Origin of the sequence: Rhodococcus sp. NPDC080181 (assembly GCF_040702225.1) — a bacterium.
Lineage (GTDB): Bacteria > Actinomycetota > Actinomycetes > Mycobacteriales > Mycobacteriaceae > Rhodococcoides > Rhodococcoides fascians.
Genome location: NZ_JBFBKN010000016.1, coordinates 1 through 22,207 on the forward strand (window position 1 = coordinate 1; position 22,207 = coordinate 22,207).

Sequence of the window (22,207 nt, forward strand, 5' to 3'; positions counted from 1 at the left end):
GGTACCGAATGGCTCCTCTGGCAATTGCCGTAGGTGTATCGGGTGTCGTGCTGTCGATAACGGCTGTGCTCTGGGGCTCGTCGGTCGGCACGCACCTACGGGGTGGGTGCGACAGTCGTTGTCGGAGCTGCGGCCTCGGGGGTGACCGGCGTTTCCGTGGCGGGCGCGGTGACGCATACCGGCGGTGCACCCTCGACGGGTGTCTCACCCTCGACCGGAGTCGTGCAGGCGGGTTCTGCAGGCTCGGCAGCGGGAGCCGGCGCCGGTGCGGGTGCCGGCACCTCGGCTGCGGGGGCGGGGGCAGGCGCAACGGGGGCGGCCGGGGCAGCGGGGCTGGTGGTGACCGGTGCCGGTGTCGTTGCCGTCGGAGTTGCCGTTGCCGAGGTGGTGGTCTCGGGTGTGGCGGCGATGGCCTGGATTGCTGCGCGGCCTGCCTTCTCCTGTACTTCCTTGGTCTTCACCGGCTCGCCCCGGTTGGCCTGCTCGGCCAGCTGGGTCAGCCAGGCTGCGGCGTACTGGACCGAGGTCAGTGGCTTGCCGTTGGCGGCGTCGGCGTCGCGCCAGTAGTCGAAGTGGTGTCCCGAGCCGGGCCCGAGGGTCAGGCCGTAGGGATCGTTCATGATGACCGGGATCGTGTTCTGGTTGGACGAGATGAACCCGGTGATCTCCTTGAAGATCTTCTGCGGCAGGTACACCATGTCGACCATCTGGCCGGTCTCGATCGGCTCTTCACCGTCGACCTTGGCCGAGACGGGGGTCGTTGCGGTGCCGGGCTTGTAGTTGGGCTCGGACACCTTGATCAGTACGTCGAGGAAGGTCTCGTCGCTCTGCATCCAATTGGGCTGCGACGCAATGTCGTTGAAGGCGTTGACTGCGATGCGTCCCAGTGCCAGAGCCAGGTCGGCTCCGGTGGCCGGGGTGAGGTTCTCGTTCTGCAGCGCATCGGCGTTGACCTGTCGACCGACGTTGGCGGCCAGGTGAATCAGCGACGTGTTGGCGGGCAGTGCGCAGGTCAGGTCACCGTCGGAGCAGAAGGACGCGACGCGTCCGTCGAGTGCGCCGAAGCCGCCCGACGTTCCCGGCAATGCACCCTGTCCGGGGATGGCGTTGTTGCCGTTCTGGTACTTGGTGTCGAAACCGTCCGGGTTACTGAACGGGTTCTCGGCACCGGGGAACGGTCCCTCTCCTGCGACGCGTCCCGCGTCGGCGAAGATGACGACGCCGACGACCTGCGAGGGGTCGATGATGCCGTACTTGCCGTCCTCGGGAACGGCCTGATTGCCGATTTCCATGGCGGTGCGGCGAGCAACGTCTGCGCCTTCGCTGTAGCCGACGATGGCGAAGCGAGTCTTGGGGCAGGACGCGGAGATTTCCTTCATGATGGTCTGCGAGTTGGTGACGCCCGTCTGCACGGCGTTCTCGTAGCTCGCCAGGTCGGCCGGGTACTCGACGTAGACCGCGGCGTAGGAGTCGGGAACCACGTTGCCGTTGTTCGGAGCTCGCACGGCCTGGTCGATCCAGTCGCTCGAGTAGTCACCGGACATCGCTGCGGGCAGGCGGGTGCCGTCGGGCTTGGTCAGCCACTTGACGCCCTCGCGTGGGGTGTCACCGCGTCCGCCGATGGCGATGCTCACCATGTCGTAGCAGGTCGATGTCGAGACCAGCTCGACGGAGGCCTCGACACTCGTTTCCGACGCAGACCAGGGTGCTGCTACCAGCACTCCGGCACCGAGTGCGCCGATCGCAAACGCGCTGAGCGCGATGCGCACACGCTTCGACTTGCCACCATTCATGTTTTCGATCCCCATCATCCACGCCCGAACCGATCCCGACTGCAATTGCCAGTGGGTTACCCGGCATTTCGTCGCTCGGATGGTTCGCGTTACAAAACGCTTCGTTTACCGTCGTGGACATGACTTTTCACGACCGAATGACACCGATGGAATTAGCTCTGACCGATGGATCGACCTGCGTCGTGCGTGAGGCGGTGGCGTCGGACCTCGAGTCGATCGTGGCGCTGCTGGCGGACGACCAGTTGGGCGCGACGCGCGAATCCGTCGAGAACATGGACGGATATCGCACCGCTTTCGAGGACATTTCCTCCGATCCACGGAACGTGCTGGTCGTCGTCGTGCACGGTGACGAGGTGGTGGGAACTCTGCAGTCGACGGTCATTCCGGGACTGGCGCGAGGTGGTGCGTTGCGCGCTCAGATCGAAGCCGTACGGGTGGCCGCTACCTGGCGCAGCCGCGGGCTCGGTGGCGCGTTGATCGAGTGGGCGATCGAGGAGGCCACGCGGCGAGGGTGCGCTCTGGTGCAGCTGACGTCCGACTCGCGTCGAGTGGATGCCCACCGGTTCTACACCCGTCTGGGCTTCACTGCCTCACACGTCGGCTTCAAGAAGGCGATCGGCGCTACCCACTAGATACCCTGGGGGGGTAGGGTAGGGATGTGAACTCCACACGACAGGAACTCGGCACCCCGACCAAGCTCGTCGGATTCGTCGTCGGCATAGCCCTCGTCTTCTTTCTTGCCCTGTTCGTCGGCCACGCGATCGGACCCGACGCGTCGCCCAGCGAACCGACGCATTCCGACCACGAGTCCCACGACGGAACATTTGCGCTCTATCCGGACTTTCAGCCGCAGGGTGTCGTCCGCACGGCCACATTCGTCATCGAGGCAGAAGGGAATCAGGGATGAGTACGGAAACCGAACTGATTCTGGGCGGCATGACCTGTGCGTCGTGCGCCAACCGCATCGAGCGCAAGCTCAACAAGCTCGACGGGGTATCGGCGACGGTCAACTACGCCACCGAGAAGGCGCGCGTCACCAGTGACGGTGTTGCTACCGAGGACCTGATCGCCGCCGTCGAAGCTGCCGGGTACACCGCCACGCTGCCCGCCGCCGAGCCACAGGACGATCTCCCTACCGATCCGCTGAAACAGCGGTTGGTCGTCTCGGCAGTGCTCAGCATTCCGGTCATCGCGATGGCCATGATTCCGGCTCTCCAGTTCACCAACTGGCAGTGGCTGTCGTTGACTCTCGCCGCGCCGGTCGTGGTCTGGGGAGCGCTGCCGTTCCACCGGGCCGCGTGGACCAACCTGAAGCACGGTACGTCGACGATGGACACCCTCGTGAGCATGGGAACCCTTGCTGCACTGGGCTGGTCGCTATATGCGCTGTTCTTCGGTACAGCCGGCGAGCCCGGCATGACGCATCCGTTCGAGTTCACGATCGCGCGGATGGACGGGGCGAGCAATATCTATCTCGAGGCGGCTGCGGGTGTCACCACCTTCATCCTGGCCGGCCGGTGGTTCGAGAGCAGGTCCAAGAGGCAGGCCGGTGCGGCGTTGCGCGCACTGATGGACCTCGGTGCCAAGACCGTCGCTGTGCTGAAAGGCGATGAGGAACAGCAGATTCCGATCGATCAGCTCGCCGTCGGCGATCTGTTCGTCGTTCGTCCGGGTGAGAAGATCGCCACGGACGGAACCGTCGAGAGTGGATCCTCGGCTGTCGATCGGTCGATGCTGACGGGCGAGTCGGTGCCGGTGGAGGTCGGGGCCGGCGACGCGGTGATCGGAGCCACGGTGAACGTCGGTGGTCGAATCACCGTGCGCGCCAGCAGAGTCGGTGCAGACACCCAGCTCGCGCAGATGGCGAAGGCGGTGGAAGATGCGCAGACCGGCAAGGCTCAGGCCCAGCGTCTGGCCGATCGCATCTCGGGAATCTTCGTACCGATCGTCATCGCCGTCTCGGTGGCGACGCTCGGATTCTGGCTCGGTACCGGCAATTCGGTGGCCGCTGCCTTCACGGCGGCGGTAGCCGTCCTGATCATCGCGTGCCCCTGCGCACTCGGGCTGGCCACCCCCACAGCACTGATGGTCGGCACCGGTCGGGCGGCGCAGCTGGGGATTCTGATCAAGGGCCCCGAAATGCTCGAATCGACCCGCCGCATCGATACCGTCGTGCTGGACAAGACCGGCACCGTCACCACCGGTGAGATGACACTGCATTCGGTGCACGTGGCGGACGGCGAGGACGAGGACGTGGTCCGTGCCGTGGCGGCAGCGTTGGAATCGGGTTCGGAGCATCCCATCGCTCGGGCCATCGCAGGTTCGACCCAGTCCACGGCTGTCGAGGGGTTCGCCAGCCTCGAGGGTCTCGGTGTCCAGGGCGTCGTCGAGGGTCGCGCCGCGGTCATCGGCCGTCGCAGCCTGTTGGCCGACTGGTCGATGCCCCTGCCACCGGAACTGGCCGATGCCTTCGACGACGCCGAACGCCAGGGACGTACCACCGTCGCGATCGGGTGGGACGGGAAGGCCCGCGGGGTTTTGGTGGTCTCCGACTCGGTCAAGCCGACGTCGAAGCAGGCCGTCGCAGAACTGCGCGAGCTGGGCCTGACGCCGGTCATGCTCACCGGCGACAACGAGGCCGCCGCCCGAACGATCGCCGCGGAGGTAGGCATCGAGCAGGTCGTTGCCGGTGTGCTGCCGTCGGGCAAGGTCGATGCCGTTCGTGAACTGCAGGCCGCAGGCAAGGTCGTGGCGATGGTCGGCGACGGCATCAACGACGCGGCAGCGCTGGCCACCGCCGACCTGGGGCTCGCGATGGGGACCGGTACAGATGTCGCGATCGAGGCGAGCGACCTGACGTTGGTCCGCGGCGACCTACGGGCGGTCGGCGATGCGATCCGGCTCTCGCGTCGCACGCTGAGCACCATCAAGGGCAACCTGTTCTGGGCGTTCGCCTACAACGTCGCGGCGATCCCCCTCGCGGCGGCGGGCCTGCTCAACCCGATGCTCGCCGGGGCTGCAATGGCGCTGTCCTCGGTGTTCGTGGTGAGCAACAGCCTGCGATTGCGCCGCTTCCGCGCCGCGATGTGACTCGTTGGTAGCAGCGAGCGGCCCGCTAGTACAGGATGGAGACATGTCCGATGCACACGATGTCCCCATCCGCGACGAATCGATCCGGCTGGGCCAATTCCTCAAGCTCGCCAACCTGATCGAATCCGGTGCCGAAGCCAAGGGCATCATCGCCGACGGCCTGGTCAGCGTCAACGGGGACGTGGACATCCGCCGCGGACGGCAGTTGCAGCACGGAGATGTCGTGTCGGTCCAGGGTGGGCCAGCTGCCCGCGTGAGCAAGGAAGAGGCACTGTGAAGGTCGGTAAGCGCGGTCTGCCGCGAAACGAAGTTCCCGGCGCATTCGACGTCGGTGCCAAGGCGTACGACCGACTCGTCGGAGCGAACCCCGGCTACCACGAGCACCTCGTCAAGTCCGCGCAGCGCCTCCGCATCCCCGACCTCGGGAGCGGACTGCGCCTGCTCGATATCGGTTGCGGTACGGGTGCGTCCACCGCAGCGCTGCTCGAAGCGGCACCGCACGCCGAGATCGTCGCCGCCGACGCGTCCGCCGAGATGCTCGAGGTCGCCCGGAGCAAGGACTGGCCGTCGAACGTCACGTTCGTGCATTCGCGGGTGGAGGATCTGGCCGTGAACGGGGTCGACGGACCGTTCGACGCCATCCTGGCCGCATATCTGATCAGGAACGTCGACGACCCCGACACCGAACTCAAATCGCTACTGGCGCTGCTGCGTCCGGGTTCGACGATCGCGTTCCACGAATACTCGGTGCACGATTCACTGCGTGCTCGCATCTCCTGGAACGTCGTGAGCTGGGGCATCATCATCCCGCTCGGCTGGCTCGCGACGCGAGACGCCACATTGTATCGGCATCTGTGGCGCAGCGTCGTGACGTTCGACGGCGCATCGGCGTTCATGCGACGGATGCAGCGTGCGGGCTACAGCGGTGTCGCCCGAGAGACGATGACCGGATGGCAGAACGGTGTGGTGCACACGTTCCTGGGCTCTCGACCCGCGAAGGAAGAGCGTTGACCGACTCCAAGAAGGTCACCCATGCTGCGGTGCAAGGATATTCGGACGCAGGCCAGCTGGCCGACGTCCCGCATGTGGTGGTGGTGGGCGGCGGTATCGCGGGGCTGAGCGCCGCGACCGCGCTGGCCGAACGCGGCGTCAAGGTTCATCTGGTCGAACGCGAAAGCTACCTCGGTGGCCGCGTCGGTGGCTGGGACACGACGCTGGAGGACGGCTCGCCCGCGACGATGAGCCGCGGCTTCCACGCGTTCTTCCGGCAGTACTACAACCTGCGAAACCTGCTGCGCCGCACCGACCCCGACCTGGCGCGTCTACGCCCGGTCGACGACTACCCGCTGATCGACGGCGACGGACGTATCGACGGATTCAAGGGTCTGCCCGAGACGCCACCGCTCAATGCATTCGCGTTCGTCAAGCGCAGTCCGACGTTCCGGTGGAAGGACCTCACCGATCTCAACGGAATCGCCGCCCTGCCACTGATGACGGTGAGCGTGCCGAAGACCTTCGACGAACTCGACACCACTCCCGCGGCGGAGTTCCTGCGCAACATCAACTTCCCCGAAGCGGCACGCCATCTGGCGTTCGGGGTGTTCTCACGCAGCTTCTTCGCCGACCCGGAGGAGATGTCGGCTGCCGAACTGGCGATGATGTTCCACATCTACTTCCTCGGCTCCTCCGAGGGTCTGATCTTCGACGTCCCCCGCGATCCCTACCCACAGGCACTGTGGAACCCGTTGGGGGAGTACCTCAGCGGTCTCGGTGTCGAGATCAGAACGTCCACTCCGTGTGGCGAGATCACCCGCGGTGGCCTGCGCAAGTTCCGCGTCGACGCCGGCGGAATCATCGACGCCGACGCGGTGGTCCTCGCTACCGACATCGCCGGATTGCAGCGGGTGCTCGAGGAATCCCCCGAGCTCGGGACGCCGGCGTGGCGCAAGCAGATCGGCGCGCTGCAGAACACCCCGCCTTTCATGGTCCACCGCGTGTGGCTGAGCAAGGCGGTGAATGCCGATCGTCCCGCGTTCATCGGCACCGGCGGTATGCCTCCGATCGACAACATCAGTGTGCTCGAGCGGTTCGAGGACGAGGCCGCGGAGTGGGCAGCGAGGACCGGAGGTTCCGTGGTCGAACTGCATGCCTACGCCGCCGAGGAATCCGAGGAGGTCACCCGCGCGCAGCTGATGGCTCGCATGCACGAGATCTACCCGGAAACCGCTGCGGCAGAAGTAATCGCGGAACGATCCGAATGGCGAGACGACTGTCCGATGTTCGGCCTCGGAGCATTCGCCGAGCGGCCCACCGTGCGCACCCCCGAGCCCTCGCTGGTACTCGCGGGTGACGGCATTCGAATCGATCTGCCCGTTGCTCTCATGGAACGTGCCGCCACCACCGGACTGCAGGCAGCGAACACCCTGTTGGCGGGCTGGGGCGTCACCGGCCACGACATCGAAACCGTGCCCACGAGTGGACGATTCAAGATGTTCGACGCTTTGGAGCGGCTTCGCCGCAGGTGAGTGGTACTTCGTAGCAGGGGTCGAACTTCCACTCACGACAGGAGGTTGCATGCGTCTCGAGGTCGACGATCTGTCGCGGCCGGAGGTCGGTGCGTTGCTCGTCGAGCACCTTGCGGACATGCACGCGACGTCCCCGGCAGAGAGTGTTCACGCACTGGATCAGTCGGGCCTGCGCGGGCCGGACATCCGGGTGTGGACGGCGTGGGAGGCCGGGGCACTGCTCGGCATTGCCGCGCTGAAGACACTCACTCCTGAACACGGGGAACTGAAGTCGATGCGTACCTCGCGTTTCGCGCGGGGCCGCGGGGTGGCGTCCGAACTGCTCGAGCACGTTCTGACGGAGGCGCGGCGGCTGGGGTTCGAGCGCGTCAGCCTCGAGACGGGCACCCAGGACTACTTCGCCGCAGCTCGACGCCTCTACGAGCGACATGGATTCGTCGCAGTGCCCCCGTTCGGCGACTACGTCGTGGACCCGTCGAGCACGTTCTACTCGTTGGTCCTGTGATGTCTGGCCTTGTGACCAGTTACTCGGTGCGGCAATGACGCAGGCCGGCACCGAATGTCGGTGCCGGCCTTGCGGTCGTTGGGATCACGCAGCGACGGGCTGTCGCGGTACGTGCGGGTAGAGGTCGTCGTCGACCGGCTCTGCTCGCTGCTGATCCAGTAGATCGGCCGCGGCGCATTCACGGATCTCGGTCCCGACCCCGAGAACCGTGCGCCACCATTGGTCACGATCGGGAGATTCCGGCCAGACCACGGTATCCGTTTCCATATGCATCACCCTCCCTGAGTAGTTCGACAGTGCTCGATGTGCTTGTGCGCGTGACGGATCAGGTCGATTGGTGTTCGATGGATCTCTGCTCGCCGGTCAGCTCGGCACGAGCGATGTCGACCTTGCGCGGCTTCGCTCGCTCGGCAAGCGGAATGGTGATCGACAGGACGCCGTTGTCGTACGACGCCGAGATGCCCTCGGTGTCGACGCCGTCACCCAGAGAGATCTGTCGACGGAACGTCCCGGCGAACCGTTCCGATGAAATCCACTGCACGCCGGAGCTTTCCGGCACTGTTCGTCGCGCGGTGAGCGTCAATGTGCCGCGATCGACGTCGACGTCGATGGATCCCGGGTCGACGCCGGGAAGGTCGGCACTGAGTACGTAGTGATCGTCGACCTTGTACAGATCCATGGGCATGAATCGCGGTGCGCGGTCCGAACCGGTAGACGCACCCAACAATGCCGAGGTGAGCGAATCGACGTCACGGAACGGATCGAAACGAAGCACAGCAACCACCTCCTGTACCCAGATGCGCTCGCCCCTGTGGCGAGGCGCTCCTCAACTGTGCAACACAGAAATTAGCACTCGAATGCCGCGAGTGCCAAGACCTTTTCGGCACTTTTTTGGAAATTCTTTCCACCCAATAGTGCTGCGGCGCAATGGGGGTGGCGTGCGGCAGTCGGTATGACGGTCGAACCGCCGCCTCGCTCAAATGCTGCAACCTACACTCGGTCCGATGGTGACCATCGTGCCGTGCGTCCCCCGGTATCGGGCCAAGTTGCTCGCGCTGTCGCTTCGCGCGTGGGAACCGGTGTTTCCGCTCGTGCAGGAGGCGGTCCCGTCGTTCGTGTACGACTGCATCTATCCCCAGGGGTGGCAGGCGTAGAAGACCGAAAGATGCACGAGGAGTTGGGCTTCCATGACGGTTGGGGAACCGTCATCGGCCAACTCGCCGCGTTCGTCGAAGGCTAGATCACGCGCGACCCGTCGAGCGCAGTTCGTAACGACGTTCGGCGTAGTCGAGGTCGTCCTTCCACAGACGTGCGGCGGTGAAGTTCATCGCCGGACGCAACAATCCCGAGACCTTGCGCGCCATCTGGAAGCCGGGTCGATCCGAGCTCGCGATCGTCGCCTCGACGACCGCCGTCCGCGGGGTGCCGTCGGGCGCAGGAGCCAGGGGAGTCGCGTGAGTCTCGACGACGCTTCCCGCCCCCTCACCGTCGAGGATGCGCATGACGATGGTGCGTGGGCCGGGGCAGACGAATTCGGCTCGAACGGGAACACCGATGCCGCGACTGACGCGGAACGTGACATCGACCAGGAAGCGATCGTCCTCCTCGGGCACATCGATGTCGGTGGGCGCGCTGACCACTTTCAGCCTCGCGAACGAGTACGGATGGAACCATGCGCCGTGCCACGGATCGAGGCGATTGGCGATGATGTCGTCCGGTTCGCACTTCCCGATCAACGTGACGACACCAGGAATGGACGTCGACGCAGGGGGCCTGATCGGTACCACCGGCACCGGCGTCGGCTCCTCGCCGCCCAGCTCGTCGAGCCGGACCCACACCAGAACACCGTCGTCGAACGCAGGAACCGGCCGCCAGCCCGCCTTACCCTTCGGACCCAACGCCAGCCCATGCCACCGGCACACCAACGCGTCGCACTCGATCTTCGCGGTATCGAGTGCCGCCCCGAGATGCGGACACGCACCCGGACCGATGTGCACCTTGCCCGCCGAATCCCGCCACGCAACCAACTCGGTGGTGCCGACATAGCGACCGAACGGCTTGTCGGCCTTCACGTCGCGACTGGCAGCGAAAACGAACCAATTGCCCGACGTCCGAGTCTTCGCACGCTTCAACGCCGACTCGATGACCTGAGGATTCGCACCCTTCCACGTCGGCTCCTGCTTGGCCCACGACTCCGACGGAAGCGGCTGAAGTGGCATCGTCTTCGGCCAGCGTCGTCGTACTGCATCCAGCGCGGTCATTGCTGCTCCCCACATCGAGACATTGTGTTCATTCTCCATTGTCCCCGCCCGGGGGTACTCAATGTGACGTCGAGTGGACTTTTCGGGGGTCAATGTCACATCTAGTGGACTTGGGGTGCCGCGGTTCGGTCAGGCGACACCGATCCAGCGGAGGGCAGCGGTGGTTGCGGCAGCGGCGATCACGATGACGACGAAGGGTGCTCTGCGCCAAGCGAGGATTCCGGCGACGGTGACGCCGATAGGGGCTGCGAAGCCCGCGAAGTCCTTGCCCACGAGCAGGGTCGAGGTGGCGATGAGGGCTACGAACACGACGGCGACCGAGGTGGACATGACGCGGTCGATGCGGGGCGAGATGGTCATGCGCGAGCGCAGGGCCGGGCCGATGAGGCGGAGCGCGAAAGTGCCGACGATCATGGCGATCAGCGGGATCGTGAGGCTCATGCGGATTCCTTGCCTGCGGCGGGCTTGGTGGACAGCAGTGCGGGGACCACGGCGATCAGCGAGAGGAGCACCGGCAGTCCGCTCGGTAGGAACATCGACGCTGCCAGGGCGATCCCTGCGCCGACGAGTGCGGCATTGCGCGTGCCCCGATCTCGGAGCGCAGGCATGATCAGTCCGAGCAGGATCGCCGGAAATGCGGCGTCGAGTCCGAGTGCGGCGGTATCGGTAATTGCGCCACCACCGAGAGTGCCGATCACCACCCCGATGTTCCAGGTGACGAACAGTCCGATTCCGCACAGCCAGAACGCTGTTCGACGCCGTCCTTCGTCTTCTTCGGCGACGCTGAATGCGACCGCTTCGTCGGTGATCAGGTGGGTGCCGAGCAGTCGCTTCCATGGCGAGACGTTCTCGAAAACGGATCCTATGGAGAATCCGAGCGGCACGAGCCGGGTATTGGCGAGCAAGGCGCTCGCCACGGCGGCGACGGGGTTGCCGCCGACGGCCAGGATGCCGACGAAGATGAATTGGGAGGAGCCCGCGAAGACCACCAGGGACATCACCACCGGTAGCCACAGTGGCAGGTCGGCGGCGACGGCGATGGCACCGAACGAGGCCCCGACCAAGGCGTCGGCCAGGCAAACCAACGCGATGTCGCGAATATTGACCCCCTGCAGGGTTCGCCATGTCGAACGCATGGTCGTTATAGTGGACGATGTTAGGCTGTTCGTCAAATCAAACGAACGTACCGATGGAGTGAACGAATGGCGGACGCCGGACCACCGATCGCAGCCATCGCTGCTGCTCTGCAGCAGGAACGACGACGCGTCGGCCTCTCGCTGGCCGAGGTGGCGCGTCGTGCGGGTATCGCCAAATCGACTCTGTCGCAACTGGAATCGGGTACGGGGAATCCAAGTCTGGAAACTCTGTGGGCGCTCAGCGTCACCCTGGACGTGCCGTTCTCCAGACTGGTCGAGCCCGCGAAGCAGTCGGTCCGGCTGATCCGTGCGGGGGAGGGGCCGAGATTCGCGTCGGACCGGGCGGACTACTCGGCGACGCTGCTGGCGTCGTCTCCGCCGAACGCGCGACGAGACATCTATCTGGTCAGTGCGGACGTGGGCGAGCCCAGGCGCTCGGACCCTCATTCCCCCGGCGTGGTCGAGCACGTGGTGCTCAGCGCCGGACGAGCGCTGGTGGGGCCGGTGGGCGAGGCAGTCGAACTGTTGCCCGGCGACTATGTCGCCTACCCCGGCGACGCGCTGCATATCTTCGAGGCGCTGGAGCCGAACACCATGGCGGTAATGATCACCGAGCACAGCTGAACGGAACGCAGTTGACGTGCGGGGAATAGTCGGCGGACGTACCCCGTTGGACTCTTTCGACGGCGTTCGCTTGGCAAGCCCCGGGCCTCACCCCATTTGTCGCTACGAGCGACCACTCGCCGAGAGGCGTTTGCAGCGGACGTCGTCCTTACTTTTGTCCGTGTAGCGAAGGGGCGAGATTCATGGCAGCCAAGACGTGGTTCATCACCGGCACTTCCAAGGGATTCGGACGCGAGTGGGCTATTGCAGCCCTCGACCGCGGCGATCGAGTCGCAGCCACGGCTCGCAACACGGCGACACTGCACGATCTCGTGGAAAAATACGGCGACGCGATTCTGCCGATCGAGCTGGATGTGAACGACCGCGCTGCCGACTTCGCAGCAGTCGCCCTGGCGCACAAGACCTTCGGATCGCTCGACATCGTCGTCAACAACGCCGGCTACGGCCAGTTCGGGATGATCGAAGAGATCTCCGAGGAGGACGCCCGCGCGCAGATCGAGACCAATGTCTTCGGAGCGCTGTGGGTCACTCAGGCCGCGTTGCCGTTCATGCGTGAGCAGGGCAGCGGCCACATCCTGCAGGTGTCGTCCATCGGCGGAATCTCCGCATTCCCCAATGTCGGTGCGTACCACGCGTCCAAGTGGGCCCTCGAAGGATTCAGTCAGGCCCTGGCGCAGGAGGTCGAGGACTTCGGTATCCATGTGACGCTGATCGAACCGGGTGGTTTCTCCACCGATTGGGCCGGTCCGTCTGCCAAGAAGTCCACCGACATCGCCGCGTACGACCCGATTCGGAAGAAGGCCGCCGAACTGCGGAGTGCAAGGCAGGCGACTCCTGGCGATCCGGTAGCTACGCGTGCGGCGCTGCTCAAGGTCGTCGACGCCGAAAAGCCGCCGCTGCGAGTCTTTTTCGGAGAGGCACCGCTCCAGATCGCGACGAAGGACTACGAATCACGCCTGGCGAACTGGCGCGAATGGCAGCCCGTGGCCGTCGAGGCGCACGGAGGCTGAGTCTCCACCACGCGAACCTCTAGGTGTGAGCTCCAACCTGGGCGGCCTTGATCCGTCTCAGGAGGCTTGCTTGCAGCTACGCTCCGGACGCGACGAAAACGCGGGGAGGCGGGGATTCACGCCCATCGTCGGGATTTTCACCTCGTCGGTGGGGTGTGCCTGACGGCTGAGGGCGCGGATCGAGTGGTGGCGTTCTCGCAGTTGCGAGCCGGTGTAGCGGCGACTGGACAACGACAAACGCGAGGTCGATGTCCATCGAATAGTGCTGCAGGCCGTCAGTTCTCTGGAGTGAGCGCGACGATATTCGCGGCCGTTCTGCTGTCGACTTCTGCCGTCTCGTCGAAGTAGCGCCGAAACAACGTACGCATCGAATCGATGACGTCGATGTGTTGCTGCAGAATGACATCGAGTGACGTGCTTTTGCCGGTCGCCAGGCGAGCAAACCTGTTTTGCAAATCCTGAGCAGACTTGAAGTCGCCCCAGGACTTGACTTCGCTCAGCTGGGTTGCTTGAGCTTGCATCTTGGCGAGGTGTACGAGGTAGGTTGCGCATGCCGCGTCGCATTTCGCGGCGACGTCGGGTGGAATCGTGATGGTGCCCGCGTCGGCTTGGGCGTTGAGGTCTCGCCAGTGTGCGATGAGGTCCGGCCTGGCTTCAGTCACGGTGTCGCCTCTTTCGGTCGATGGATTCAGCTGGGGAGTTCTGAGTCGAGCACTGACACCAAGGAGTTCAGCTCCGTGCAAGGGGCATACGGCGGGTCGCGTACCAACGCGCTGGTGATGATCGTGGCCCTGATCAATTCAGCGCCGGCCACGAAGGCGACTCCGCAGTTTCGGGACGAGTCAGCAGACAGTTGCTGGTATTGGGTGGCGTTACGCGTGCCCACTCGAACGGGTTGAAGTCGGTCGAAGTAACTCGGATCGTCGATGTAATCGATGTTCTCCAATCCGACGAATATTGAGAAGAAGTACTCGCTGCTCGGAGGGTTGGCCTCCCAGCCGCAAATTTTGAATCCGTTTTGATCTCTGCCGAACACCCCCGACTCCTTGGTGGCCGTGTTCAATCCCGCCTGCTCGATGGCGTCGTCGGGGATGGTGCATGGATCCCAGGGCGTCGGTGCTGCGACGGCCGTGCTGGTTGTTGCGATGACTTCTGGGACTGCAGTACCGTCTTGGCCCGTCGAACATGCGTTGAGCAGGAGCACTCCCACCGCGATCGATGCCCATCGACTGTTTCGATGCATGTGCACTGTCCTTTCCCAAGACCCCATCTATGGGTTGGACGCAACGGAGTCGGCGCTGGTTCCGTTCACCTCCTCCGGACTCGAGAGCTCCGGCTCGCAATTGAGCAACTCACTAGAACTTCAAAACCCGACCGGTCGGTCGAACCAGCGAGTCATCCCGCTGACAGATCCGCGTCGGTTTGGCATTGTGGTGGGATGCAGCGGCGCGTGGGCGAGAGTTGGTCCGCGGGACCGGTCTCAGGGGTAACCCCTGGGTATAGGAAGAGAATCGAGCACTGCGTCCGAAGCAGCTCCGCACGCTACGCGTGCCCGACTGCTCCGAGGACGAAAGATTTCGGTCGCCCCGCGTCGCTGCATTCCCTCGCCCCAGACCCGGCGGAGCGACACACGTGAACGACCGCGAACTGACGCCGCGCGCCGCCGCAACTCTCGCAGGTCTGGCTGCAGACGCAGAGTGGACGCGGTCGGGGCTCGAGGTTGCGTTCGCACATTTCATGCCCGAAAGAGCCTCGTGGCTCGCAGCCCGAATCATCAATCTGTATCCCAACCCACCCTTCGACGAGGCGTCGATTTTCGGTTTGTTGCGCGATCTTCCGTTCATCTCGGAGCCCTCCGCGTCCTCGCAGCGGCCGAATACGAGCTCCGGCTTCAAGCCCTGGCGATTCGAGGTACCACGGTACGAATCGACCGGTCAGCTTGCACGGTCTCTCGACCTGACGATCTCCGAAATCGAATGGTTTGCCGACCTGCAGGGGAGGCTGCGCACCGCGCCGTTCCCGTTGCAGCACTATCGATCTGCGCGACTGGACAAACGTCAGGGCATTCGACTGCTGGAGGTTCCCAAACCGCGCCTGCGCGAGATTCAGCGAAAGATACTGCACCGCATCCTGGATCGAATTCCACCACATCCCGCCGCGCACGGTTTTCGTAAAGGGCGAAGCCCCCGCACGTTCGCGACGCCCCACGCCGAGCGTGAGGTGGTGGTCTCGGTCGACTTACGTCGCTTCTTTCCGTCCATTGGGTTCGATCGCGTCGTTGCGATCTTCGAGGCCGTCGGCTACCGCAGAAAGGTCGCGGCCAATCTTGCCGCGCTGTGCACAACGGTCACCCCGGCCGGCGAATTGACGGGCATGGACCGCGCGACGGCGGCGAGGCTTCGCACCACTCACTTGCCGCAGGGCGCACCGACGTCGCCCGCCTTGGCCAACCTGGCTGCCCGCCAACTCGATATTCGAGCTGCCGGGCTCGCCCGCACCATGGGTGCCCGGTATACCCGCTACGCCGACGACCTGGCGTTCTCCGGTCCGGCTGACCTCGACGTCGACAAGTTGCTATGGGTGCTGTCCCAGATTGTGCACGACGAGGGCTTCACGATTCATCCCGACAAAACCCGAGTGCGGCGCGCGCATCAACGCCAACAGCTCACCGGGCTGGTGGTGAATGCGTGGCCCGCAGTTCCGCGAGAGGAGTACGACAACCTCCGCGCGTTACTGCACAACTGCATCGGTAGCGGTGCAGTTCAACAGAATCGGGACGTTCTGACCGACTTCCGTGCCCATGTGTACGGACGTATCGCGCGGATCGGCGAGACCAGCGAGACACGCCGTCGGAAACTGCTCGAGATGGCAGCCCGGGTCGATTGGGAGGGATCCGGGTAGTCGGACTGGGTACACCGACGTTTTACGAAGGAGCCGCTATGAACGACCTGACCTTCACCATCGGGCACGAGGAGCTGGTGATTCGCCAGCGGTGGGAAGTTGTCAGCATCATCAACGACATTCTCGTTGCGGTCTGGTTCATCGCCGGCAGCATCCTCTTCTTTCAGGAGAGCACGACGGTCATCGGTACGTGGCTCTTCCTGCTGGGGAGTATCGAACTGCTCATTCGTCCCGTGATTCGACTGGCGCGACGGGTGCATCTGACACGGATCGGGCGTACACGAACCGCGTCCGAGAGCGACGACGACTTCTGACCACATCGCCGCACCCTGTTCGCTTTTGTTGACATTTGTTGTTATCTGGTGAATGTTGTGTGCATGGAATCAGGTCTGGTGATGGTGTGATGCTCGCCCATCAACGTCAGCAAAAGATTCTGGACCGGGTGCTGTCCGAGGGAGCCGTCACGGTGGCCGCGTTGGGCACTGCTCTGTCGGTGTCCGACATGACCATTCGACGTGACGTCAATGAACTGGTCGCCCAGGGCCTGGTCGAGCGAGTGCATGGCGGCATCACCGCGCCGAGTTCCGCGAGCGCGTTCGAGCCGGGTTTTCCGGTCAAGTCCGAGCAGAGCCGTGACGCCAAGGCCGCCATTGCCCGCGCCGCAGCACGATTGATCCGGCCAGGAACGACCATCGGCATCTCCGGAGGTACGACGACACACGCGCTGGCGCGGGAACTGCTTCGTGTACCCGACATCACCGTGGTGACCAACTCCTTGCCCGTCGCCGACGTCCTTCACGCCGGCGGCAGAGCAGACCACACCGTGTTGCTCACCGGAGGCCAACGCACCCCGTCGTACGCACTCGTCGGCCCGTTGGCGGTCGGTGCGTTGCAGACGCTGCACGTCGACATTCTGTTTCTCGGCACGCATGGAGTGGACATCGATGCGGGCCTCACCTGCCCCAATCTGCTGGAGGCACAGACCAATCAGGCCTTCGTCGCCTCGGCTCGACGCGTCGCGGTCCTCGCTGATCACACCAAATGGGGTGTTCGCGCCCTCGCAACCACCGCTGCGTTGTCGGAGGTGGACGTGATCGTCACCGATGTCGATGTGCCCGAACGTATTCGCGACGCGCTGACCGACATCGTCGACGACGTGGTCCTCGCAACCGGTCCCGCCGAGCCCCGGCCGACAACTCGAGAAGAGAGCAGTCGATGACCACGCAGGACACCAGCCATCCGATGCGCAAGACCTCGACCACGCTGGCCGACGGTCGAGAATTGATCTATTACGACGACACCGAGCCCTACCTTTCCGGTGGTGCCACCCGGGAGCTGGTGGATTCACGGCCGCTGCCGCCGTCGATGTCGCTCTCGCAGATGAGATTCGACGTTCTCACCGGCGAGTGGATCGTCATGGCTGCCCAGCGGATGGACCGCACGTTCCTGCCTCCCGCCGACCTGTCCCCGTTGGCCCCCAGCCGTCCGGGCCGGCCGGCGACCGAGATCCCGGCCTCGGATTACGACGTCGTGGTGTTCGAGAACCGTTTCCCGTCGTTGGCGGGAAGTGCTGCACAACAAACTCTTCCGGCAGCGGTCGACGGTGAGCCGATGTGGCCATTGGCGGCAGGTACCGGTCGGTGCGAGGTCGTCTGTTTCGCCAGTGATCCCGACGCGTCTTTCGTCTCGCTGGAACTGTCGAGGGTCCGAACGATCATCGACGTGTGGGCAGACCGGACCACGGAGCTCTCGGCGATCGATGGAGTGAAACAGGTGTTCTGCTTCGAGAATCGTGGCAAGGAGATCGGTGTCACCTTGACGCACCCGCACGGCCAAATTTACGCCTACCCCTACCTTCCTCCTCGTACCGATGCTTTGATCAGGCAGTCGCGCAAGCACTTCGAGAACACCGGTCGAGTTCTGTTGGCCGATGTACTCGCCGCCGAATTGCGCTCGGGCCGACGGATAGTCGTGGATGTCGAGCATTGGGTGGCGTACGTCCCCGCGGCGTCACGGTGGCCGCTCGAGGTACATCTTGCTCCGCGCCGCGACGTCGCAGATCTTGCGGAACTGAACGACGCGGAGCGCGACGAGCTGGCCGGCGTCTACCGCGCATTGCTGCGGGGCGTCGACGCATTCTTCGAGGGCGTGGACGAGGTGCCGTATATCTCGGCGTGGCACCAGGCCCCCGTCGGATCCGATCGAGAGCTGGGACGACTTCACCTGCAACTGTTCTCGATGATGCGGTCACCGGGCCGGATGAAGTTTCTGGCCGGATCCGAGTCGGCGATGGGCGCATGGATCAACGACACGACTCCCGAGAGAATCGCAGACAGATTGCGCGAGGTGCTGGTGTGAACTGGTTGAGCGTCGTGTCCGAGCAGAGCCTCGCCGACGGTGCTTCGGGGCTGTTCGACACCGCGTTCGGCGGGGAGCCGGACGGCGTCTGGTTGGCACCGGGGCGAGTCAACCTGATCGGCGAACACATCGACTACGCAGGAGGTCTGGTGTTGCCGTTCGCGCTGCCCTTCGCCACTGCAGTCGCTGTTCGGCGGCGCGAGGATGCCACGATGCGGGCGGTCTCGACGCACACCGACCAGACGTGGACGGGGCAACTCGGTGACATCGGACCGGGAAGTCCGTCGGGATGGGCCGCGTACGTCGCGGGCGTTGCCTGGGCGCTGCAGGAGCACGGGATAGGCGGAGTCGATGTTGCCGTGCACTCCTCGGTACCGGTGGGCTCGGGCCTGTCGAGTTCGGCGGCCCTCGAGTGCTCGTTCGCCTTGGCCCTGAGCGATCTGTTCGATCTGAACGTCGATCGAAAGGTACTGATCGACGCCAGCATTCGCGCCGAGAACGATGTGGCCGGCGCGTCGACCGGGGGAATGGATCAAGCCATCGCGATGCTTGCCGAACGAGGGCATGCCCTGCTTCTGGACTGCCTCGACGGGTCGACCCGGCAGATCCCACTGGACGTCGCGGCGTCGGGTGCTCGCATCATGGTGATCGACACCAACGCTCCGCACCGTCTGGTCGACGGCCAGTACGGTGCCCGCCGGGCCGCCCTCGACCGGGCCTACCTGGAGCTGGGTGTGTCGACGCTGCGCGGACTCGACCCCGAGCGGGCGGTATCGGGGCTCGTCGATCAGGCTCTCGTTCCCCGAGTTCGTCACGTCACCAGCGAGATACGACGAGTCGAGCGGGCAGTAGCTTTGCTGGACGGCGGTGACATCGGTACCGAACTCGGCGACCTGATGACGGCGTCGCACGTCTCGCTTCGAGACGACTACGAGGTCAGTTCCCCCGAGCTGGACAGCGCCGTCGATGCTGCGCTGCGAGCCGGGGCATACGGGGCCCGTATGACGGGTGGGGGGTTCGGGGGTTCGGCCATTGCGTTGGTTCCGATAGCTCGGGTCGATGCAGTCGCTGAGGAAATCTTCACGAGCGCACAGCAATCCGGGCTACCGGAACCGACTTTTCTATCCGCAGAACCATCGGGGCCCGCGCACCGATTTCGGTGAGTCGATTCAGCTCCGTACCTGAGCGGCCGCGAACGAGGCACCCTGCGTCGTCGAGCCGTTGGTGCCGTAGGTCAGGTGAGCGAAGGTGTTGAAGCCACCGATCTGGCACACCGGGTCGCCGAAGTTGCAGAAGCTGTTGGTGCGTGAACCGTATGTGCTGCTGGCTGTTTCGATCTTCCTGCCGGTAAGCCAGAATGGGTTGCCGAACACCACAACGGCCTCGATACGGTCGGCGATCGCGGCCGGGATGACGGCACCGGTGAAGCTGCTGGGAGTGCGCAGACCGACTGCGTTGGTCACCACGGTCGCCCCCTGCGAGTAACCGCCGATCACGAATTTCGTCGACGGGCACGATGCCGCAACGGAATTGAGATGAGCCACGAGGTCGCGAGATCCGGGTCCCGCGCTGGCCTGGGTGAAGTCGGCGGCGTAGTTCACGGCGTACGTGCTGACCGAGCGATCCGAGAGTTGCGATTTGACGGTGCTCACAAAAGGAGTACCCGTGATGCCGAGGCCGGGAAGTTCCCCGGTGCCGCGAGCGAACGAGACGTCCACATCCGAACACGGCGCGGCCGAGGCCACTCCGGTGGGAAGCGCCACTGCGGTGGCGGAGATAGCAAGTGCAGCAATGGAATAGGCGATCAGGCGTCTCTTCATGGCGAGTCCTTGTGGGTTCGGGGGAGGAGCATCGAAACGAACCATAACCGCTGCGACGTCCCATTCACAGGGTCGTTCAACATTTGATTACAGACGCCCGGTCGGTTATCGAGGCGGCTCCGGGAGGCCGTCTCGAGATGTGTCGGGAATTCACTGCCAAGCCTGGTTTCTCAACGCCTGTTGCGCTACGGTGACCGCTGGGGTGCCGTAGACCTGGCGAATGGCCTGGTCCGAATTTTTCGTGACTATCAGGGAGCGCACTCGATCGATGCGACGACCGGGGTCCGACGGAATGTCCGAGGGAAAGTTCTGCGTCGACTCCGAACTACGGGCCTACCTCGAAGCCCTGTTCTCGAAAGCTGCGAAGCCGGGGGTGAACAACCCTGCAGACCCGACATCGATCGTCCACGAGGATGAGACCACCGGCGACGAGGACGGCGGCGGGGACGGCGGCGGGGACGGGGACGACGGCGGGGACGGCAGTACGGCTACGCCGAAGCCCGGGCCGATGCCCGACGAGGCAGGATCCAGCGATGCTCGATCGGATGACGAATACCTGTGGGATGGGACCGACGACAACGGTGCCAACTTCTACGGTGACGACGACCGCAGTGGCGAAGACCGCAGTGGCGACGGCTGCGGTGAGGGTGAGTGCGCCGATAGCAGTGACTGTGGTTGCGGCACAACGCCACACAGCACGTCCGACACCAACGACACCAACGACGACGCAGGCTCCGACAGCGCTGCTGAACCCGGCGGCCAACCCGACGCCGACGCATCGGACACCGCTGCTCGCGACGCTGCCGCCGCGCGGGATCTACGCACCCAGAACGAACGCCGTCACGACGCCCTGAAGATGGCACTCCGGCACACCCTCGCCTCCGGCACCCTCGGCACCCACCGCGGCCTACCCGTCACCGCCATCGTCACCATGAGTTTGAAAGACCTCGACGCCGGCTGCGGCTACGCCATGACCGCCAGCGGATCCCGCGTCTCGATCCGCGACGCCATCCGCATGGCATCGCACGCCCACCACTACCTGACCATCTTCGACGACAACGGTAGAGCCCTCTACCTCGGCCGATCCAAACGCATCGCCTCCGCCGACCAACGCATCGTGCTCATTGCCCGAGACAGGGGTTGCAGCTTCCCCTCCTGCACCCGCCCGGCGACCTGGTGCCAAGCCCACCACCTCGACGACTGGGTCGAGGGCGGACCCACCGACATCGACTCCCTCACCTTCGCATGCGACATGCACCACGCACTCGTCGGCACCGGCTCCGGAAAGTGGGCCACCACCAAAACCACAGCAGGACATCGCCATCCGGGCCGCACCCTGTGGCACCCACCAACCGGGATGGACCCCACACGCCGTGGTCTGATCAACCACGCACACCACCCCGAGGAAGTCCTCTACCCACCCGACCACCACAGCGACACCCGCGACACAGGCGACACAGGCGACGGAGAACCACGACAACCCGCATGACGACCCACACAAGCGTCAGGGCACAGCTCTGCCTGTCGTCGGTACATTGCAGCCGCCATACCGGTCGTGCGCGAAAAATAGAAGGCTCCCGAGTCGGTACCTGCGTACGGTGGGTCGATGATGGTTCTCGCCAGCAGGACTGCGGAGTTGTCGCCGCCGGTCTTCTTCGTCTGGAAGGCACTGATGCGCCCAGACCTGCATCCGAAGAATCAAGGGTTCGCCTGGCCGGTGATGTTCGAGGGTGCCGCTCTGCCGCGCATCGTCGAGAGTAGTGAGTTCGACCGCGTGGTGTGGAGCTCGCCGTGGCCGAGTCTTCCCGACATCCTGGTGCAGTTCGATCTGACCGCAGCAACCCGACTTCGCTGGACGCTGTTGGCCCACACACCCGCCCCCAACCCGCAGACGGTTGAATGGCTCCGCGACCAGGTAAGCCATCTGATCAACATCGACCTATGCAATGCGACTGGACACTGAACTCTCAGCTGTTGCCGCCGTTCACCCCATACGGATAGCGCTTCCCGACTGCGAACCACAGGATCGGGCCGACGATGGGCAGGATCAGTGTCACCACTACCCATGCCAGCTTGATGAGCCAGTTGGAGCCTGTGTCACGGACGATCGACACGAGAGCAATGCCGAAGAGAGCCAATGCAATCGCGCCGCCGGCAGAAGTCATGGTCGCACCTTATGCCTGC

General features: G+C 64.5%; 27 protein-coding genes. 17 read left to right on the forward strand and 10 right to left on the reverse strand.

All coding sequences use genetic code 11. From position 1 onward, the window contains the following. Positions 1-95 precede the first annotated feature (95 nt). Complete coding sequence (locus AB0O58_RS18160; RefSeq protein ID WP_032367948.1) at positions 96-1,793, reverse strand: cutinase family protein; 1,698 nt, start codon at positions 1,791-1,793, stop codon at positions 96-98. Between the two features lie 119 nt (positions 1,794-1,912). Between AB0O58_RS18160 and AB0O58_RS18165 the strand changes: the two genes are divergently transcribed. Genes AB0O58_RS18165 through AB0O58_RS18195 form a run of 7 tightly spaced genes read left to right on the forward strand, consistent with a single transcriptional unit; the run spans position 1,913 to position 7,913 of the window. After that, entirely contained in the window at positions 1,913-2,425 is a 513-nt protein-coding gene (locus tag AB0O58_RS18165) for a GNAT family N-acetyltransferase (protein WP_230593513.1), read from the forward strand. 26 nt (positions 2,426-2,451) lie between these two features. Next, a complete protein-coding gene (locus AB0O58_RS18170; RefSeq protein ID WP_032374619.1) occupies positions 2,452-2,700 on the forward strand; it encodes a hypothetical protein in 249 nt (82 codons plus the stop codon). Next, the gene (locus AB0O58_RS18175; RefSeq protein ID WP_032374618.1) at positions 2,697-4,883 is read left to right on the forward strand and encodes a heavy metal translocating P-type ATPase; all 2,187 of its coding nucleotides are present in this window, start codon (positions 2,697-2,699) and stop codon (positions 4,881-4,883) included. Before AB0O58_RS18170 ends, AB0O58_RS18175 begins: the two co-directional genes overlap by 4 nt. Before the next feature lie 43 nt (positions 4,884-4,926). Next, a complete protein-coding gene (locus AB0O58_RS18180; RefSeq protein ID WP_027494925.1) occupies positions 4,927-5,160 on the forward strand; it encodes an RNA-binding S4 domain-containing protein in 234 nt (77 codons plus the stop codon). Beyond that, positions 5,157-5,894, forward strand: coding sequence for a class I SAM-dependent methyltransferase (locus AB0O58_RS18185; RefSeq protein ID WP_032367575.1), 738 nt, complete (start codon positions 5,157-5,159; stop codon positions 5,892-5,894). The genes AB0O58_RS18180 and AB0O58_RS18185 overlap by 4 nt, the downstream gene beginning before the upstream one ends. Beyond that, a complete protein-coding gene (locus tag AB0O58_RS18190; RefSeq protein ID WP_032400926.1) occupies positions 5,891-7,408 on the forward strand; it encodes an NAD(P)/FAD-dependent oxidoreductase in 1,518 nt (505 codons plus the stop codon). Before AB0O58_RS18185 ends, AB0O58_RS18190 begins: the two co-directional genes overlap by 4 nt. Before the next feature lie 49 nt (positions 7,409-7,457). Next, positions 7,458-7,913 carry a GNAT family N-acetyltransferase gene (locus AB0O58_RS18195; RefSeq protein WP_032374616.1) on the forward strand — a complete coding sequence of 152 codons (456 nt, stop codon included), beginning with the start codon at positions 7,458-7,460 and terminating at the stop codon, positions 7,911-7,913. A gap of 84 nt (positions 7,914-7,997) precedes the next feature. Here AB0O58_RS18195 and AB0O58_RS18200 read toward each other — a convergent pair whose 3' ends face one another. Next, positions 7,998-8,180, reverse strand: a complete 183-nt coding sequence (locus AB0O58_RS18200) for a hypothetical protein (protein ID WP_032374615.1) — start codon at positions 8,178-8,180, stop codon at positions 7,998-8,000. 58 nt (positions 8,181-8,238) lie between these two features. Next, entirely contained in the window at positions 8,239-8,688 is a 450-nt protein-coding gene (locus AB0O58_RS18205; RefSeq protein ID WP_032374627.1) for an Hsp20/alpha crystallin family protein, read from the reverse strand. Between the two features lie 229 nt (positions 8,689-8,917). Here AB0O58_RS18205 and AB0O58_RS18210 point away from each other — a divergent pair, with 229 nt between their 5' ends. After that, positions 8,918-9,067, forward strand: a complete 150-nt coding sequence (locus AB0O58_RS18210; protein ID WP_283541685.1) for a hypothetical protein — start codon at positions 8,918-8,920, stop codon at positions 9,065-9,067. An 87-nt stretch (positions 9,068-9,154) separates the two neighbouring features. Here the strand turns inward: AB0O58_RS18210 and AB0O58_RS18215 are convergent, their stop codons facing one another. The 3 genes from AB0O58_RS18215 to AB0O58_RS18225 form a co-directional block, all read right to left on the reverse strand. Continuing rightward, entirely contained in the window at positions 9,155-10,174 is a 1,020-nt protein-coding gene (locus tag AB0O58_RS18215; protein ID WP_032374614.1) for a DUF5914 domain-containing protein, read from the reverse strand. Positions 10,175-10,303: 129 nt separating this feature from the next. After that, complete coding sequence (locus tag AB0O58_RS18220) at positions 10,304-10,615, reverse strand: AzlD domain-containing protein (protein ID WP_283550383.1); 312 nt, start codon at positions 10,613-10,615, stop codon at positions 10,304-10,306. Next, a complete protein-coding gene (locus AB0O58_RS18225; RefSeq protein WP_094665933.1) occupies positions 10,612-11,310 on the reverse strand; it encodes an AzlC family ABC transporter permease in 699 nt (232 codons plus the stop codon). Before AB0O58_RS18225 ends, AB0O58_RS18220 begins: the two co-directional genes overlap by 4 nt. A 66-nt stretch (positions 11,311-11,376) precedes the next feature. On the opposite strand from AB0O58_RS18225, the gene AB0O58_RS18230 reads away from it, so the two are divergent. Then, positions 11,377-11,934 carry an XRE family transcriptional regulator gene (locus AB0O58_RS18230; protein ID WP_032367567.1) on the forward strand — a complete coding sequence of 186 codons (558 nt, stop codon included), beginning with the start codon at positions 11,377-11,379 and terminating at the stop codon, positions 11,932-11,934. Between the two features lie 182 nt (positions 11,935-12,116). Beyond that, positions 12,117-12,944 (forward strand): SDR family oxidoreductase, encoded by an 828-nt coding sequence (locus tag AB0O58_RS18235; protein WP_204879171.1) that lies wholly within the window; start codon positions 12,117-12,119, stop codon positions 12,942-12,944. A 275-nt stretch (positions 12,945-13,219) separates the two neighbouring features. Here AB0O58_RS18235 and AB0O58_RS18240 read toward each other — a convergent pair whose 3' ends face one another. Then, the gene (locus tag AB0O58_RS18240) at positions 13,220-13,606 is read right to left on the reverse strand and encodes a hypothetical protein (RefSeq protein WP_206499017.1); all 387 of its coding nucleotides are present in this window, start codon (positions 13,604-13,606) and stop codon (positions 13,220-13,222) included. 26 nt (positions 13,607-13,632) lie between these two features. After that, positions 13,633-14,187 carry a DUF3558 family protein gene (locus tag AB0O58_RS18245; protein WP_206499016.1) on the reverse strand — a complete coding sequence of 185 codons (555 nt, stop codon included), beginning with the start codon at positions 14,185-14,187 and terminating at the stop codon, positions 13,633-13,635. A 389-nt stretch (positions 14,188-14,576) separates the two neighbouring features. On the opposite strand from AB0O58_RS18245, the gene AB0O58_RS18250 reads away from it, so the two are divergent. The 5 genes from AB0O58_RS18250 to galK all read left to right on the forward strand — a co-directional run bounded on the left by AB0O58_RS18250 (position 14,577) and on the right by galK (position 19,366). Continuing rightward, positions 14,577-15,845, forward strand: a complete 1,269-nt coding sequence (locus AB0O58_RS18250; protein ID WP_283348119.1) for a reverse transcriptase family protein — start codon at positions 14,577-14,579, stop codon at positions 15,843-15,845. Between the two features lie 38 nt (positions 15,846-15,883). Then, positions 15,884-16,159: a YrhK family protein gene (locus tag AB0O58_RS18255; RefSeq protein WP_032374606.1), complete on the forward strand. Its 276-nt coding sequence runs from the start codon at positions 15,884-15,886 to the stop codon at positions 16,157-16,159. 89 nt (positions 16,160-16,248) lie between these two features. Further along, entirely contained in the window at positions 16,249-17,064 is an 816-nt protein-coding gene (locus AB0O58_RS18260) for a DeoR/GlpR family DNA-binding transcription regulator (RefSeq protein WP_366238592.1), read from the forward strand. A 23-nt stretch (positions 17,065-17,087) separates the two neighbouring features. Then, positions 17,088-18,203 (forward strand): galactose-1-phosphate uridylyltransferase, encoded by a 1,116-nt coding sequence (galT, locus tag AB0O58_RS18265; protein WP_032374625.1) that lies wholly within the window; start codon positions 17,088-17,090, stop codon positions 18,201-18,203. Further along, complete coding sequence (gene galK / locus AB0O58_RS18270) at positions 18,200-19,366, forward strand: galactokinase (RefSeq protein ID WP_032374604.1); 1,167 nt, start codon at positions 18,200-18,202, stop codon at positions 19,364-19,366. Before galT ends, galK begins: the two co-directional genes overlap by 4 nt. Before the next feature lie 6 nt (positions 19,367-19,372). Here the strand turns inward: galK and AB0O58_RS18275 are convergent, their stop codons facing one another. Continuing rightward, positions 19,373-20,023, reverse strand: a complete 651-nt coding sequence (locus AB0O58_RS18275) for a cutinase family protein (protein WP_032374603.1) — start codon at positions 20,021-20,023, stop codon at positions 19,373-19,375. A gap of 268 nt (positions 20,024-20,291) precedes the next feature. On the opposite strand from AB0O58_RS18275, the gene AB0O58_RS18280 reads away from it, so the two are divergent. Continuing rightward, on the forward strand, positions 20,292-21,512 hold the full coding sequence (locus AB0O58_RS18280) for a DUF222 domain-containing protein (RefSeq protein WP_366238578.1): 1,221 nt from the start codon (positions 20,292-20,294) through the stop codon (positions 21,510-21,512). 117 nt (positions 21,513-21,629) lie between these two features. Beyond that, positions 21,630-21,986: a hypothetical protein gene (locus tag AB0O58_RS18285; RefSeq protein ID WP_366238579.1), complete on the forward strand. Its 357-nt coding sequence runs from the start codon at positions 21,630-21,632 to the stop codon at positions 21,984-21,986. A 4-nt stretch (positions 21,987-21,990) separates the two neighbouring features. On the opposite strand, the gene AB0O58_RS18290 is transcribed toward AB0O58_RS18285, so the two are convergent. Continuing rightward, positions 21,991-22,188 carry a PLD nuclease N-terminal domain-containing protein gene (locus AB0O58_RS18290; RefSeq protein ID WP_032366706.1) on the reverse strand — a complete coding sequence of 66 codons (198 nt, stop codon included), beginning with the start codon at positions 22,186-22,188 and terminating at the stop codon, positions 21,991-21,993. Between the last annotated feature and the right edge of the window lie 19 nt (positions 22,189-22,207).

Coding starts and splice junctions, on each gene's coding strand:
- AB0O58_RS18160 (WP_032367948.1), bottom strand. CDS start 1,793: ATGAATGGTGGCAAGTCGAAGCGTGTGCGCATCGCGCTCAGCGCGTTT.
- AB0O58_RS18165 (WP_230593513.1), top strand. CDS start 1,913: ATGACTTTTCACGACCGAATGACACCGATGGAATTAGCTCTGACCGAT.
- AB0O58_RS18175 (WP_032374618.1), top strand. CDS start 2,697: ATGAGTACGGAAACCGAACTGATTCTGGGCGGCATGACCTGTGCGTCG.
- AB0O58_RS18180 (WP_027494925.1), top strand. CDS start 4,927: ATGTCCGATGCACACGATGTCCCCATCCGCGACGAATCGATCCGGCTG.
- AB0O58_RS18195 (WP_032374616.1), top strand. CDS start 7,458: ATGCGTCTCGAGGTCGACGATCTGTCGCGGCCGGAGGTCGGTGCGTTG.
- AB0O58_RS18200 (WP_032374615.1), bottom strand. CDS start 8,180: ATGGAAACGGATACCGTGGTCTGGCCGGAATCTCCCGATCGTGACCAA.
- AB0O58_RS18210 (WP_283541685.1), top strand. CDS start 8,918: ATGGTGACCATCGTGCCGTGCGTCCCCCGGTATCGGGCCAAGTTGCTC.
- AB0O58_RS18215 (WP_032374614.1), bottom strand. CDS start 10,174: ATGACCGCGCTGGATGCAGTACGACGACGCTGGCCGAAGACGATGCCA.
- AB0O58_RS18220 (WP_283550383.1), bottom strand. CDS start 10,615: ATGAGCCTCACGATCCCGCTGATCGCCATGATCGTCGGCACTTTCGCG.
- AB0O58_RS18225 (WP_094665933.1), bottom strand. CDS start 11,310: ATGCGTTCGACATGGCGAACCCTGCAGGGGGTCAATATTCGCGACATC.
- AB0O58_RS18230 (WP_032367567.1), top strand. CDS start 11,377: ATGGCGGACGCCGGACCACCGATCGCAGCCATCGCTGCTGCTCTGCAG.
- AB0O58_RS18235 (WP_204879171.1), top strand. CDS start 12,117: ATGGCAGCCAAGACGTGGTTCATCACCGGCACTTCCAAGGGATTCGGA.
- AB0O58_RS18245 (WP_206499016.1), bottom strand. CDS start 14,187: ATGCATCGAAACAGTCGATGGGCATCGATCGCGGTGGGAGTGCTCCTG.
- AB0O58_RS18255 (WP_032374606.1), top strand. CDS start 15,884: ATGAACGACCTGACCTTCACCATCGGGCACGAGGAGCTGGTGATTCGC.
- AB0O58_RS18260 (WP_366238592.1), top strand. CDS start 16,249: ATGCTCGCCCATCAACGTCAGCAAAAGATTCTGGACCGGGTGCTGTCC.
- galT (WP_032374625.1), top strand. CDS start 17,088: ATGCGCAAGACCTCGACCACGCTGGCCGACGGTCGAGAATTGATCTAT.
- AB0O58_RS18275 (WP_032374603.1), bottom strand. CDS start 20,023: ATGAAGAGACGCCTGATCGCCTATTCCATTGCTGCACTTGCTATCTCC.
- AB0O58_RS18280 (WP_366238578.1), top strand. CDS start 20,292: ATGCGACGACCGGGGTCCGACGGAATGTCCGAGGGAAAGTTCTGCGTC.
- AB0O58_RS18285 (WP_366238579.1), top strand. CDS start 21,630: ATGATGGTTCTCGCCAGCAGGACTGCGGAGTTGTCGCCGCCGGTCTTC.
- AB0O58_RS18290 (WP_032366706.1), bottom strand. CDS start 22,188: ATGACTTCTGCCGGCGGCGCGATTGCATTGGCTCTCTTCGGCATTGCT.